The sequence below is a fragment of the Streptomyces sp. 11-1-2 genome (assembly GCF_003595545.1).
GTDB classification, from domain to species: domain Bacteria; phylum Actinomycetota; class Actinomycetes; order Streptomycetales; family Streptomycetaceae; genus Streptomyces; species Streptomyces hygroscopicus_B.
Genome location: NZ_CP022545.1, coordinates 1,569,895 through 1,583,815, shown reverse-complemented (window position 1 = coordinate 1,583,815; position 13,921 = coordinate 1,569,895). Strand labels below are relative to the sequence as shown.

The 13,921-nt window shown below is 71.0% G+C and carries 9 protein-coding genes and 1 pseudogene; 6 read left to right on the top strand and 4 right to left on the bottom strand.

Annotated elements, in window-relative coordinates:
* Nucleotides 1-140: 140 nt before the first annotated feature.
* Nucleotides 141-674: pseudogene (locus CGL27_RS06500) on the top strand (TerD family protein); the annotation flags it as partial.
* 93 nt (nt 675-767) lie between these two features.
* Here the strand turns inward: CGL27_RS06500 and CGL27_RS06495 are convergent.
* Both CGL27_RS06495 and CGL27_RS06490 read right to left on the bottom strand, forming a co-directional pair.
* Complete coding sequence (locus CGL27_RS06495; protein WP_119985206.1) at nt 768-1,616, bottom strand: hypothetical protein; 849 nt, start codon at nt 1,614-1,616, stop codon at nt 768-770.
* Nucleotides 1,616-2,884, bottom strand: a complete 1,269-nt coding sequence (locus CGL27_RS06490) for a VWA domain-containing protein (RefSeq protein WP_119985205.1) — start codon at nt 2,882-2,884, stop codon at nt 1,616-1,618. Before CGL27_RS06490 ends, CGL27_RS06495 begins: the two co-directional genes overlap by 1 nt.
* Nucleotides 2,885-3,052: 168 nt before the next feature.
* Here CGL27_RS06490 and CGL27_RS06485 point away from each other — a divergent pair, with 168 nt between their 5' ends.
* Both CGL27_RS06485 and CGL27_RS06480 read left to right on the top strand, forming a co-directional pair.
* Nucleotides 3,053-5,857 carry an alpha/beta fold hydrolase gene (locus CGL27_RS06485; RefSeq protein WP_119985204.1) on the top strand — a complete coding sequence of 935 codons (2,805 nt, stop codon included), beginning with the start codon at nt 3,053-3,055 and terminating at the stop codon, nt 5,855-5,857.
* Entirely contained in the window at nt 5,854-6,708 is an 855-nt protein-coding gene (locus CGL27_RS06480) for an ABC transporter permease subunit (protein ID WP_078638904.1), read from the top strand. Before CGL27_RS06485 ends, CGL27_RS06480 begins: the two co-directional genes overlap by 4 nt.
* 56 nt (nt 6,709-6,764) lie before the next feature.
* Here CGL27_RS06480 and CGL27_RS06475 read toward each other — a convergent pair whose 3' ends face one another.
* Complete coding sequence (locus tag CGL27_RS06475; protein ID WP_119985203.1) at nt 6,765-7,946, bottom strand: FAD-dependent monooxygenase; 1,182 nt, start codon at nt 7,944-7,946, stop codon at nt 6,765-6,767.
* Nucleotides 7,947-8,645: 699 nt separating this feature from the next.
* On the opposite strand from CGL27_RS06475, the gene CGL27_RS06470 reads away from it, so the two are divergent.
* The 3 genes from CGL27_RS06470 to CGL27_RS06460 all read left to right on the top strand — a co-directional run bounded on the left by CGL27_RS06470 (nt 8,646) and on the right by CGL27_RS06460 (nt 12,964).
* Entirely contained in the window at nt 8,646-10,940 is a 2,295-nt protein-coding gene (locus tag CGL27_RS06470; protein ID WP_240450372.1) for a glycosyltransferase, read from the top strand.
* On the top strand, nt 10,937-12,193 hold the full coding sequence (locus tag CGL27_RS06465) for an acyltransferase (RefSeq protein ID WP_078638901.1): 1,257 nt from the start codon (nt 10,937-10,939) through the stop codon (nt 12,191-12,193). Before CGL27_RS06470 ends, CGL27_RS06465 begins: the two co-directional genes overlap by 4 nt.
* Before the next feature lie 171 nt (nt 12,194-12,364).
* Complete coding sequence (locus CGL27_RS06460; protein ID WP_078638900.1) at nt 12,365-12,964, top strand: extensin; 600 nt, start codon at nt 12,365-12,367, stop codon at nt 12,962-12,964.
* Nucleotides 12,965-12,975: 11 nt separating this feature from the next.
* On the opposite strand, the gene CGL27_RS06455 is transcribed toward CGL27_RS06460, so the two are convergent.
* Nucleotides 12,976-13,872 carry a lysozyme gene (locus CGL27_RS06455; protein ID WP_119985201.1) on the bottom strand — a complete coding sequence of 299 codons (897 nt, stop codon included), beginning with the start codon at nt 13,870-13,872 and terminating at the stop codon, nt 12,976-12,978.
* Nucleotides 13,873-13,921 lie beyond the last annotated feature (49 nt).

Here is a 13,921-nt window from a genome sequence, read left to right as displayed (position 1 = left end):
CGTTAGTACGGAGGCCCATAGTAGAGACCCCTCAGGGAGGCCCCGCACGCGGCCGTCGGGAAATCCTCAACTCGCCCTGCCCGCGATACGCTTGACGCCACGCGCATTCAACATCCGCACGGTTCTAGGGAAGGGAAGTCCGGGTGACTGGTCTCAACAAGGGGCTTCGGAAAATCGAGGTGGCGCTCAAGTGGGATCCGAGTCCCGCTGGTGAGCCGCCCCATGATCTCGACATCGTGGCGGGGACGTACCGCGCTGCCGATCCGTACGGTGAGCCCGCGTATCTCGTCCACTTCGACAGCCGCTCACCGGACGGCACCATCAACCTCAACAGGGACAGCCGCACCGGTCAGGGCTTTGGCGTCGACGAGTCCATGACCCTCGAACTCGAACGGCTGTCGTCCGAATACTCGCGGGTGGTCGTCGGGATAGTCATCCAGCGGAGCTCGGGACGGAAGACGTTCGGAGATGTCCCGAACACCAGCGTCCGGATTCTCAACGGATACACCGAGCTGATTACGAGCGACTTCACCGGTGTCTCTGGAGCCACTGCCGCCACGGTGGCGGTATTCACCCGGGACGACTCGGGGGAATGGGGAATGCGGAGCGCTATTCGTGGATTCGACACGGATCCCGAAGACTTTGGGCGGCTCATGGGCCAGGACTATTCCTGAGGGTCCGGGCGGCCGGGGTCCGGTGTGGCGCGCGGCCCGCACGGTGAAGGTGCGGGCCGCGCGCCGATTCCGGATATCAGGTCAGATATCGGGTCAGGCGTCGCTCGGCGGACGGCCGGGGAAGCGCGGCCCCCGGGTGAGGGTGTAGCCGCCCACCCCGGCGAGCGCCGCCAGCGCCGCGCCGATCACGGTCCACACCCACCGGTCCGACCACCAGCCGGAGCCCCAGTCGTCCTCCGGCTCGGCGACCGCGTGCGGGATGTCCCCGCTCTTGTCGTCCGCGGAGTCCGAGGACGTGTCGCCCGGTGGCTCGGAGCCCGTGCCCGGGGCCGTTCCGGACCGCAGCACCGGATTGAGCGGGGTCACGTCCCCGCCGTCGGCGTGCGCCCCGCCCGCGTCCGGTACGGACGCCTCCACTTCAGCGTCGATCGGCAGCCCGAGGTCCTCGGCGGGCAGATCGACGACGGTGAGCCGCACGTAATAGGCGCCCTGCAGCGGGTCATTGGCCCAGCGCTCGGACCAGGACCGCACCTGGCGCAGGGTGCAGCTCACGGTGACCGACCGGTCCTGCCGGCCCGCCCGGCGCGCCGGGGTGCCCGAGGCGCACGCCTGGTGGCGGCGCAGACCGTCGTAGACATCGAGCTGCCAGGTGGCGCTGCCGTGCCGGCTCGAACCGTCGGGCAGCCTCAGCTCCGCCTCGACCTTGGGGATCTGCCCGGCGGCGGCCGGGAACACCCAGTACAGATAGTCGCCGGTGGAGGCCGCCGCGGTGGCCTTCTGGCCGGGCTTGATCTCGGTGGCGGTACGGAAGTTCGTGCCCGCCTCGGTGGGGGCGCCGTCCTTCTTGTCGTCCGTGCCGTCAGCGGCGGCCGGGGCGGCGGCGGTCAGCCAGGCGGCGGCACACAGGGCGAGCGCGGCGCCCACGGTACGCAGGGCTCGCATCAGTTGGACCTCCAGACGGTGACACGCCAGCGGGCCAGCCAGCCCCACAGCAACCCCGCGAGCAGCCCGCCCACGGTGAGCGCGCCCAGCAGCATCCAGCCGCGGCCCAGGCCGAAGGCGGCCACATCGGCGGGCGGATCGTCGTTGCCGACCACATCGACGGCGAGCTCCACCGGAAGGCCCGGAGCGCGCTTGACGGAAGCGGGCGCGGAGAAGGACTGGCTCAGCTCCAGGCACACCGTCCGCGCGGTCTCGTCCTCGTCGTCGTCCACATCGGCGACCGGATAGCGCAGCCCGCTGGACATGACGTCCGTACGGCCGCTGCCCGCCTCGCTGCCGCGCACCAGCTCCCGGCCGCCCGGGGTCATCGCCCGCAGCAGAACGCCGTAGTCCGGGTCGACGGCGCGGTCCACGGCCACGCTCGCCGAGGCCCGCAGTTCCTGACCGGGCGCCACCTGCATCCGGTACCAGCGGTGTTCGCCGAAGCTCTCCCGGTCGCTGTAGAGGCCGGAGCCCAGGTAGGGGGCCTTCGCGCACTGTGCGGCGCCTCGCACCGGCGTGGGCGTCTGCACGGGGGTGTCGGCGGAGCGCCGGACCAGTTGCTTGATACGGCTGGAGAGCTGGTCCCGGTGCTGGATCGCCGTATAGGTGCCACCGGTGGCCTCGGCGATGCAGCTGAGCTGCTCGCGGACCTTGCGGTCCAGCGTCAGCCCGAGCGTGTCGACGACCAGATGGGTTCCCTGGGCGGCCAGTTCACGGGCCACATCACACGGGTCGGGCTGACCGCAGGAGTCCTCGCCGTCCGTGATCAGCACGATCCGGCGGGTCCCCTCGCCACTGGAGAGGTCCTTGGACGCGCCGCGCAGCGCGAGCCCGATGGGCGTCCAGCCGGTGGGGCGCAGCGTGGCGACGGCCGCCTTGGCCTCGGTGCGGTCCACCTGGCCCACCGGGTAGAGCTGCTCGCTGTCCCGGCAGCCGGCCACGCGGTCCTTGCCCGGGTAATTGGCGCCGAGGGTGCGGATGCCCAGCCGCACCTCTTCGGGCGTGGCGTCCAGCACCTCGTTGAACGCCTGTTTCGCTGCCGCCATCCGGGTGTCGCCGTCGACGTCGCGGGCCCGCATGGAGCCGCTGACGTCGAGCACCAGCTCGACCTTCGGGGAATCGGGAGCCGGTTCGCCGGCCATGGCGGAGGGAGGGGATATCAGGCCGCAGGCGAGGGCCGCGAGCAGCCCCAACGCGCCTGTCGCCAGACGTTTCTTTATGATCACCGGCGCATCTTATGGAGCTTCATCTGACTGATCCAAAAGCCCGGCCGCCGCGGCCGGTGGCATACCGCGCCGGGTGTACGGCAGGTGTCGGGGTACTCCCCCGGGAGGGGACGAGAATCCGTCTGGTGTCAGCTCCGGCGTTTGCATCCTCCTCTTAGGGTTGCGGGTATGGATCTCCGAAAGACCCGGCTGCGAGGCCGGCGCCTGGCCGCCGCCGTGGCCGCCGCGGCCGTCCTCGCGGGCGCGGGCACCTGGGCGGCCGCCGCCTCCGACGACCGGCCGGCCGTGCACCGCCAGGACCGCGTGCTGGACATGCCGGGCGCGCGTATCGACACCTCCTACTTCACCTCGGGCACCGGCCGCAGGCCCGCGGTCCTGCTCGCCCACGGCTTCGGGGGCAGCAAGGACGACGTACGCGACCGGGCGGAGGAGCTGGCCCGCGACGGATACGCCGTGCTCACCTGGTCGGCGCGTGGATTCGGCAGGTCCACGGGGAAGATCGGGCTGAACGACCCGGAGCATGAGGTGGCCGATGCCCGGCGGCTGATCGACTGGCTGGCGAAACGCCCCGAGGTGCGGCTCGACGGCCAGGGCGACCCCCGGGTGGGCGTCGCCGGCGCCTCCTACGGCGGGGCGATCTCCCTGCTCGCCGCCGGATACGACCGCCGGGTGGATGCCATCGCGCCCGAGATCACCTACTGGAACCTCGCCGACGCGCTCTTCCCGAACGGTGTCTACAAAAAGCTCTGGACCGGGCTGTTCTTCACCACCGGCTCGGCCGACCTCACCCAGGCCCAGGGCGGCCAGGAGGATGCGAACGGCGGGGGAGGAGCGGGCGGCGGAATGGGCCAGTCGGGCCCGGGAGGCGAGAACGGCGGGGCGGGCCAGGGAGCCCAGGCGGACCCGGGAGACGCGAACGGCGCGGGGGACGAGAACGGCGGGAAGACCCTGGGAGGCCAGGGCTGCGGTCGCTTCGAGAAGCGGCTGTGCGAGATGTACGAGCGGGTCGCGGTCGCCGGAAAGCCCGACGCCGCCGCCCGCCGGCTGCTCGAGGCCCGCAGCCCCTCCGCCGTGGCCGGCCGGATCAAGGTCCCCACGCTGATCCTCCAGGGACAGGCCGACTCCCTCTTCCCCCTCGGCCAGGCCGATGAGATGGCGAAGTCGATCCGAGCCGCCGGGGCGCCGGTCGCCGTCGACTGGACGGCCGGAGGACATGACGGCGGCGACCGCGAGACCTCGCGGGTGGCGGCGCGCACCCGCGCCTGGTTCGACCGCTACCTCAAGGGCGACAAGGGCACCGACACCGGGCCCGCCTTCCGGATCAGCCGCACCGGCGGCATCGACACCACCAACGGCGCGGTCCAGCTGCGCGGCGCCACCGGCGACCGCTACCCGGGCCTGGGCGACGGCACCCGGAAGGTGGCACTGCCCGGACGCGAGCAGTCGTTCGCCAACCCGCCCGGGGCGGGGCCGCCCTCCATCTCCACGGTGCCGGGCGTGGCCGGGCTGTCCCAGGCGTCCTCGCTCGGCGTCGGCCTCTCCCTCGACGTCCCGGGCCAGTTCGCGCGGTTCGACTCGGCGCGGCTGGACCGCCCCCTGCGGATCACCGGATCGCCCGAGGTGAAGGTGCGGGTCAAGGCCGACACGGACGACGCCGTCCTGTTCGCCAAGGTCTACGACGTGGGGCCGGACGGACAGCAGGTGCTGCCCGAGCAACTGGTCACGCCACTGCGCGTCACCGGCGCGAAGCAGGGCCGTACCGTCACCGTCCGGCTGCCCGCCGTCGACCACGAGCTCATCGCGGGCCATCGGCTGCGGCTCGTCCTCGCCTCCACCGATCTCGGCTACGCCTCCCCGACCGAGCCCGCCACCTACACGGTCGGGCTCGTGGACGGCGGCCTGACGGTTCCCACCGCACCCGCGGCGCACACCCAGCCCGCCCCGCTGCCCGCCTGGGTGTGGGGGCTGCCGCTCGCCGCGGCCGTGGTGGCGCTCGCGCTGGTGCTGACCGGCAGGCGGCGTGCGGCCACTCCCGCGCCCGACCCCGAACTGGCCGAGGTGCCCCTGCAGATCACCGGTCTCAGCAAGCGCTACGCCAAGTCCGCCGACCGCTACGCGGTACGCGAGCTGTCCTTCCGCGTCGAGAAGGGGCAGGTGCTCGGGCTCCTCGGGCCCAACGGCGCGGGCAAGACCACCACCTTGCGCATGCTGATGGGGCTCATCGCCCCCGACGAGGGCGAGATCCGGGTCTTCGGCCAGGCCATCAGGCCCGGCGCCCCCGTGCTCTCCCGCGTCGGCGCCTTCGTCGAGGGGGCGGGCTTCCTGCCGCATCTGACCGGCAGCGCCAACCTGGAGCTGTACTGGCGGGCCACCGGCCGCCCCGCCGCCGACGCCCATATCGAGGAGGCCCTGGAGATCGCGGGCCTGGGCAGCGCGCTGGAGCGTGCGGTGCGCACCTACTCCCAGGGCATGCGGCAGCGGCTCGCCATCGCCCAGGCCATGCTGGGCCTGCCCGATCTGCTGATCCTCGACGAACCGACCAACGGCCTCGACCCGCCACAGATCCGCGAGATGCGCGAGGTGATGATCCGGTACGCCGCCGAGGGACGCACGGTGATCGTTTCCAGCCATCTCCTGGCGGAGGTCGAGCAGTCCTGCACCCATCTGGTCGTCATGGACCGCGGCCGGCTCATCCAGGCGGGCCCGGTCGGCGAGATCACCGGCAACGGCGGCAGTGTGCTGGTGGGCCACGACGGCGAGCTGAGCGAGGCCCACATCGACAAGGTGAACACGCTGCCCGGTATCGTCTCCGCCGCCCGCACCGCCGACGGACTGCTCGTCCAGCTCGACGGGACCACCCCGGCGCGGCTGCTCGCCGAACTGGTGCGGCTGGAGATCCCGGTGACCAGCTTCGGGCCCAACCGGCGCCTGGAAGACGCCTTCTTGACGCTGATTGCAGGAGGATCCGCGTGAGCTCCCTGTCCCAGGTCGCGCCCGGCTACCGGGCCCATCACACCCTGCCGCTGCGGGTCGAGGCCGTACGACAGCTACGCCGCCGCCGGACCCTGGTCATGGCGCTGGTGCTGGCGCTGCTGCCGTTCGTCCTCGTCGCCGCCTTCGCCATCGGCGGCACCCCCGAGGGGCGGGAGGACCGGGTCACTCTGATGGCCACGGCCACCGCCTCCGGCGCGAACCTCGCCGCCACCGCGCTGTTCGTCTCGGCCGCCTTTTTGCTGGTGGTGCCGGTGGCGCTGTTCTGCGGTGACACCGTGGCCTCCGAGGCGAGCTGGTCCTCGCTGCGCTATCTGCTGGCCGCGCCCGTGCCCCGGGCCCGGCTGCTGGGGAGCAAGCTGGCGGTGGCCCTCGCCTTCAGCGCCGCCGCCATGGTGCTGCTGCCGCTGGTCGCGCTCGCGGTGGGCGGCGTCGCGTACGGCTGGGGGCCGCTGCGGATGCCCACGGGCGGTGAACTGCCGATCGGGGACGCCCTCGTCCGGCTCGCCCTCGTGGTGCTGTACATCTTCCTGTCCCAGCTGGTCACGGCCGCTCTGGCGTTCTGGCTCTCGACCGTCACCGACGCGCCGCTGGGCGCGGTGGGCGGCGCGGTGGGGCTCACCATCGTGGGCAATGTGCTGGACGCGGTCACGGCGCTCGGCTCCTGGCGCGACTTCCTGCCCGCGCACTGGCAGTTCGCGTGGGCGGACGCACTCCAGCCTCATATGGAGTGGGGCGGAATGGTGAAGGGCGTCTCGGTGTCCGTCGCCTACGCGCTGGTGTTCCTCGCGTTCGCCTTCCGTGGTTTCGGCCGCAAGGACGTGGTGTCCTAGACGGCCACGAGGCCACGAGGCCACGAGGCCACGGCCACGGCCGTCGGGCGGCCCGGTCAGTAGTCCTTGAGGGTGTAGGAATTGACCACTTCGTAGAAGCCGTCACCGATATCGGTCGGGTTGGTGTCGGGCTCCTGCCCGCGCGATGTGGTCTCCGCGTCCTTCCGTGCCTTGTTGTCCAGCGCGAGCTGCTGGTTGGCCGCCGCATAGCCCCGCAGCTCGCGCTCATAGGCGGCGAAGGCCGCGGTGTGGTCACCGCCGGCGGCCTTGAGCTCGCCCGCCAGGACATAGGCGCCGACCATGGCCACACTGGTGCTCTGCCCGGACATCGGCGAGCCGCAGTAACCGGCGTCGCCGACCAGGGCCACCCGGCCACGGGACCAGGAGTCCATATGGATCTGGGCCGCCACGTCGAGGTGGAAGTCGGGCGCCCCCCACATGTACTCCAGCAGCCGTGGCATCTCCCAGCGCGCGTCCCGGTACCGCTCGGCCACCAGCCGCTTCTGTTCCGAGACGGTCCGGGAGCCGAGGAGTTCGGCGGGCGGTTCGTCCGAGTCGATGCCGATGTAGACCCGTGCCTCGGTGTTCTCGCGGACACTCATCACCATGCCGCCCCAGACGTCGCCGGGCATCTGGTAGATGACCTCCCAGCGGTCGAGGCCCAGATAGTTCGGCACCGTCCACACGCCCAGATAGCCCCCCATATGGTGAAGGAATTTCTCCTCCGGGCCGAAGACCAGCGCCCGGGTGGAGGAGTGCACCCCGTCGGCCGCCACCACGATGTCGAAGGCGCGCGAACCGCCCCGGTGGAAGGTGACCGCCACCTCATCGGGTCCCTGGGCGAGCGAGGCGATCGAATCGTTGAAGAGGTACTCGATCCCGTCGCCGCCCGCGGCCAGCAGAACCGAGGACAGATCGTCCCGGAGAATCTCCACGTCGGGGCTGTCGAGCTGTCCGCCACTCGCGGTGCGCTCGGTGGTGCTGAACAGCTCCTTTCCGTCGCCGTCGACCATCGACATACCGCGCAGCCCGGTGCGGCGCGCCCGGATCTCCGCCAGCACACCCATGCGCGCGCACACTTCCAGCGCCGGACCTCGTACGTCGATCGCCTGTCCGCCCGGGCGCGGCCCCGCGGCGCGCTCCACCACGGTGACCTGGCAGCCATAGCGGTCCAGCCAGTAGGCGAGGGCGGGCCCGGCGATACTGGCGCCGGAAATCAGGACCCGGGTATTGCGCATGGTGTTGTCCCTTCCGAATTCAACCACCGAATGTGGTGCCTGGAAAAAGACTGGCCGGAGGTACCGACACCGCACCGACGTGGCCGATGCCGGGTCGATGGCGCACCGACGCCGTACCGACAGGGCTCCGACACCGGCCCGCCGTAGGCAAGTTGAGACCGGTGGCGATCGGCCCGCAGGAACGCGGAACTCTCTCATCGGTTAATGAGAGTGTTACTTCGATGTGTTGTGTGGTTCCGTAGTGATCGATGAGACTAAGGATTCCGACCGGTCAGCCCAAAAGATCGGTCGACCCGCACTGGTGACGTTCGGTCCGCCCCCCACGATCCGAACAGGATGGGACCTTATGCGCAATTCGCTGGAGCACGTTCGCGTGTCCCCCGCCGCCGTCGCGTCCGTCTGCCCGAGACCCCGCCGGAGACCTCACCTCTCCCCGCGCGGATCGGCCACGGTCGCGGCGTAGCCGCCTCTCACCACTCACCGAACGGCGGATCGCCCCGGCCTTCCCGGCGACGCCGTCCTCCGGCCTGCCCGTAGACGCATGCCCATGCGCGCATGCCCGCGGGCCACGCGGTCTGCCCTGACCCCGGCCGGAACGTCCGCGCGCCCACGGCCCGTTCGGTGACGCATGTCTTTCAGAAAGGAACCCCTCAGGTGCTTACTTCGCACCACCCACGATCACGCGAATACCAGCAACCCGTGCCCGCCGCTCGCGGCGATGTGGCGGGACCGAGCGGGCATGTGCTGGCGGTCGGCACACCGGGCCCCAGACTCGATGAGCTGACCCGGACACTCGTCTCGACCGGGCATGAGGTGAGCCATGCGGAGCCCGGCGACGTCAGCCGTCAGATGCGGCAATCCCCTCCGGACGCGATCGTCGCCCTGGACGACGCCGACGACGGGCTGGACCTGATACGCGAGGTCCGCGCCGTGCCCGCGGGACGGGCGCTTCCCCTGCTCATGGTCACCTCCGACCCCGGCCCCGCCGGCGTCGCCGACATGCTGCGCGGCGGCGCCGACGACTGCCTGCCGGACAGCTCCGACCCCGTCGAGCTCTCCGCCCGGATCGAGGCCAAGCTGCGCCGGGTCCCGGTCCCCGTCGAGAACCTGCTGCTCGACCCGCGCACCGGCCTGTACTCCCAGCCCCACTTCCTGGGCGAACTCGACCGGGAACTCAAGCGGGTCGACGACAGCCGCGTCGGTGGTGTCGTCGCCATGGTCGGCGTCGCCGAGATAGCCGCCCTCGAAGCCCGGCTCGGGCCGCGGGTGCGCCGTGAGGTCGCCGAACGTCTCGCCGGAGTGGCGGAGAAGCTGGGCGGTGTCTGCGACCGGCTCGGCTGGGACGACGACGGCCACCTGCTGATGCTGATGCCCGGTGTGGACGAGGACACCGCGCGCGGTGAACTGCAGAGGTTCGCCAACGCCGTGGCCGGGACCCGCTTCGTGGTCGCCGATGAGAACGTACGGCTGACCCCGGCGATCGGATGGACCCCGCTGGCCGACTGCCCGGACCGCGCCCAGGCCGTCGCCAACTCCCGCAACGCGGTGGACGAATCGATCCGCCACCGGGATCTGCGGCCGGTCAAGTACGCGGCGTGGATGCGCGGCAGCGACCGCCGCCGTCGCCGTCCGCTGGCCACCGCGCTCCGCACCCTGCTGTCGGCGCTCTCGCCCATCCTGGTGCTTCTCTTCGGCGTGGGCATCCCCTTCGTCTTCTACCAGCAGATGTACGAGCTGGGCTGGGACGTCGGCTCGGCCGCCTACTGGGTCGTGGTGTCCGGGCTGGTGCTCTCCGCCGCGATGATCGTGCTGGAGTGCCTCTTCTCGCTCGACGCCAAACCCCGGCCCGAACAGCCCGCACAGCCGTATCCGCCGGCCAGTGCCGTCATCGCCGCGTATCTGCCCAATGAGGCGGCGACCATCGTCGACACCATCGAGTCCTTTCTGCGCCTGGACTACCCCAACGAGCTGGAGATCGTGCTCGCGTACAACACGCCGCACCCCATGCCCGTCGAGGAGACCCTGCGGGAGATGGCCCGCCGCGACCCGCGGCTGGTGCTGATGCCGGTGGCGGGCAGCACCTCCAAGGCGCAGAACGTCAACGCCGCCGTCACCCGGGTGCGCGGTGAGTTCGTCGGCATCTTCGACGCCGACCACCACCCGGTGCCCGACGCCTTCCAGCACGCCTGGCACTGGCTCTCCCATGGCTACGACGTGGTCCAGGGCCACTGTGTGATCCGCAACGGTGAGAGCTCCTGGGTCTCCAAGCTGGTGGGCGTGGAGTTCGAGGCCATCTACGCCGTCAGCCACCCCGGCCGGACCCGGCTCTACACCTTCGGCGTCTTCGGCGGCTCCAACGGCTTCTGGCGCACCGATCTGCTCGCCAGGACCCGGATGCACGGCACGATGCTCACCGAGGACATCGACTCCTCGATGCGCGCCCTGCACGAGGGGGCCAGGATCGCCACCGACCGCACGCTCATCTCGCGCGAACTGGCGCCCACCACCCTCAAGGCGCTGTGGAACCAGCGGTCGCGCTGGGCCCAGGGCTGGCTCCAGGTGTCGCTGAAATACCTGTGGCGCGGGCTGCGCTCCCCGGCCTTCACCGTCCGCCAGAAGGCGGGGCTGCTGGTGCTGCTGGGCTGGCGTGAGATCCAGCCGTGGCTGACCCTGCAGATCCTGCCCGTGCTGCTGTACTCGGCGTGGCGGGCGGGCGGAGTGGACCAGCTCGACTGGGCGGTGCCGGTCTGCCTGCTGGCCACCTTGTTCACCCTGTCCGCCGGGCTGGTCCAGGCGCTGTTCGCATGGCGGCTCGCGGTGCCCGAACTGCGCCGCCGCAGGGCGTGGTTCTGGCGGTATCTGCTGGTGTCCACCTTCTTCTACAGCCACTTCAAGAACATCGTGGCCCGTCAGTCGCTCCTCAAGGAGGTGCTGCGGGACCGCCAGTGGCGGGTCACCCCGCGGCCCGGCGAGAAGGCGGTGAAGCGGACATGAGCACGGTGTCCACGACCCTCACCACCGCGCCCGCCACCGTTCGCCGGCCGGTCAACGGCACGCCCGCCAAGGGCGCGCCCGCCCGGAACCGGCGGAACGCGGAGATCCAGGGCTTCCGGGGAATGGCGGCGCTCCTCACGGTCGTCTTCCACGTCTGGCAGCAGTACTTCACCTACGACCGGGACGGCGCCCACTCACCGGTGCCCAACCGGTACGCGAACGCGCTGGTGTCGCTGGAGGTCATCGACTTCTTCTTCGTCCTGTCCGCGTATCTGCTGACGCTGTCCTACGCACGGGCGGCGATCGACGGGGGCTCGACCCGCCCCGGCCGGGTGTTCCTCTTCCGGCGCGCCATCCGGATCATCCCGCTGTACTTCCTGGCGGTCCTGTGCGTCTGGGCCACCCGCAACCCCACCCTGCCCGGCGAGTGGTCCGATCTGGTGCACCATCTCACCTTCACCCAGGTCTTCGACCAGGAGCAGATCTTCTACACCATCGGCCCCACCTGGTCGTTGTCGCTGGAAATCATGTTCTATCTGGCGCTGGTGGGACTCGGCCCCCTGGCCGCCCGGGCGTGCCGTCCGCTGCGCCGGCGGGCCTCCCGGGTGGCGGTGTGCGCCGCGGGATGTGCCCTGCTGTACATCGGGCCGTTCATCTGGATCGCGGTCGCCCGCTATGTGCTGGAGATCCCGCACACCGAATGGCCGGTGTACTTCGGACCGCAGGCCCGCTTCGGAGGGTTCGCGGCGGGCATGGGCCTGGCCGTGATGATGGTCGCCCTCGGCGACCGGGGCCGGCTCCACGCGAAGGTGGCGATCCCGCTGCGGGTGGCCGCGCTCCTGGGGCTGTATCTGCTGTCCTGGTCCGGTACGGAGGCGGAGGACTTCCCCACCACCTTCTACCATCCGCTGTCCGCCCTGCTGTGGACGGTGCTGCTGTACAGCACCATCCATGTGCGGCGGCAGGGGCGGTGGCACACGTGGCTCACGGCCCGCTGGCTCACCGGCGCCGGGCTGGCCAGCTACAGCCTCTTCGTCTGGCATGAGCCGATCATGCTGGGCCTGTACAACGCCGGGCTGCTGCCCCCCGACGGCCAGGCGGGCTTCCCGCTGGCCGTGGTCATCGTGCTGGTGGTGGCCGTGGCCGCCGCCGCGGTGAGCTACTGGCTCATCGAGTACCCGGCGAGCCTGCTCGGCAAGCTCAAGGACGGTAAGGGCGGTTCACGCGACTTCTACCCGGAGGCCGCGCGCTAGCCATGGACAAACGTTCCCCGGTGTACGGGTGGCCGTACACCGGGGGGCCGTGGTTATCATCTGGCTCATTCTTTACTCTGTAACACGTGTGCGTCGGACATCAGTTCCACTCGGAACCGGGCCTTCCGGTGCACTGCACCCAACCCATGCCATAACGGGGAGACCAGCGAAATGGGTCGACACAGCCGACCGACCGCCGCTCAGCAGGCGCGTACCACGACGCTCAAGGCGGCTACCGCCCTCGGCGTGGCCGGAACCATAGCCTTCGGCCTCCACTCGACGGCCGGCGGTGACAAGTCCGTGCAGGCCCGCTCCGATGTGAACACACAGCAGGAACAGGCGCCGCACATCGATCCCGCCGTCGACCACTCGCCCTCGCAGAGCCATGTCTCGCCCAGCGAGTCCACGAAGCCGAAGCTGATCTCCGACGACACGGACGCCGCCACTCCCGGTGGCGGGGCGACGGACCGGGGCGCCGGCGCGCAGCGGCCCACCACCCCGGCCACCCCCGACGCGGCACCCTCCAAGGCCGCGACCACCCACGCGGCCCCCACCCCGGCGCAGCGGGACGACCAGGTCCCCTCGGGGCACTCCTCGCCGAGTGAGACGACCCCGAGCGCCGATCCGACCACCCCCTCGCAGCAGCCCAGCCAGCCGCCGCAGTCCACCCCCGGTGAGGGCGGTCACCACGGCAAGGGTCTGGTGGGCGGTCTGGTGGACGGTGTCGGGGACACGCTCGACGGTGTGCTCGGCGGTGTGCTCGGCGGCTGAGCGCCGCCGCCTCACCCCGTGGCCAGCGCCTTGAGGCCCGCCAGGCTCCCGTTGAACCTGTTGTGGTCGCCCACCAGCGGACCGGTGGAGGTGTACTGCCACAGGGTGTGGGCCTCCCAGCCGGCCGGCAGGGCCCCGGGGGTGGTGGCGTACCGCGCCAGCCACAGGGGGTTCCGCTCGGCGAAGGCGGCGCTGTTACCGGTGCACGTCTTCCACCAGCCGGTGGCCGTGTAGATCACCGGCTGACGTCCGGTGCGCTCCTTGACCCGCGCGGTGAAGTCGCCGATCCAGTCCACGATCTGGGATGCGGTCAGGCCGTAGCAGGTTGCTCCGTACGGGTTGTACTCGAGGTCCAGGACGGGCGGCAGCGTCTTGCCGTCGTCCGACCAGTCGCCTCCGTTGCTCACGAAGAAGTCGGCCTGGCGGGTGCCGCTGGAACGATCCGGCAGGGCGAAGTGGTAGGCGCCGCGGATCATGCCCTGCTGGTAGGAGCCGTTGTACTGCGCGGAGAACGAGGGGTTTCTGTAGGTCGTGCTCTCGGTGGCCTTCACATAGGCGAATCGGACGTTGTCGTCCCACAGGGCCGCCCAGTCGACCGAACCCTGATGGTCGCTGACGTCCACACCCTCCACGGAGGCCGCTCCGGCGGCCCTGGGTGAGACGCCGGGGTCGGCCTTCTCGTGGCGGGCGATCGTCGAGCCCATCCAGTCCCGCTCGGGGTGCGGGACGGACGATGCGGGGGCCGGGTCGGTACCGGCGTCGTGGTCGGGGTCGGTCGTCCCGGCCGTGGCCGGGACGAGGGTGGCGAGGACGGCGGCGGTGACCGCCACCCCCAGTGCGCCGATGGCGTGCGGCGAGCGCAGACGCGAAGGCGCCCGGTGGGCGCCCTTACCGGATTTCAGGGACATCTGTTCCTCCGATCCGTTCCGCATCGACGGTATGCGCGCCGAACGAAGA

Coding starts and splice junctions, on each gene's coding strand:
- CGL27_RS06495 (WP_119985206.1), bottom strand. CDS start 1,616: ATGCGAGCCCTGCGTACCGTGGGCGCCGCGCTCGCCCTGTGTGCCGCC.
- CGL27_RS06485 (WP_119985204.1), top strand. CDS start 3,053: ATGGATCTCCGAAAGACCCGGCTGCGAGGCCGGCGCCTGGCCGCCGCC.
- CGL27_RS06475 (WP_119985203.1), bottom strand. CDS start 7,946: ATGCGCAATACCCGGGTCCTGATTTCCGGCGCCAGTATCGCCGGGCCC.
- CGL27_RS06465 (WP_078638901.1), top strand. CDS start 10,937: ATGAGCACGGTGTCCACGACCCTCACCACCGCGCCCGCCACCGTTCGC.
- CGL27_RS06460 (WP_078638900.1), top strand. CDS start 12,365: ATGGGTCGACACAGCCGACCGACCGCCGCTCAGCAGGCGCGTACCACG.
- CGL27_RS06455 (WP_119985201.1), bottom strand. CDS start 13,872: ATGTCCCTGAAATCCGGTAAGGGCGCCCACCGGGCGCCTTCGCGTCTG.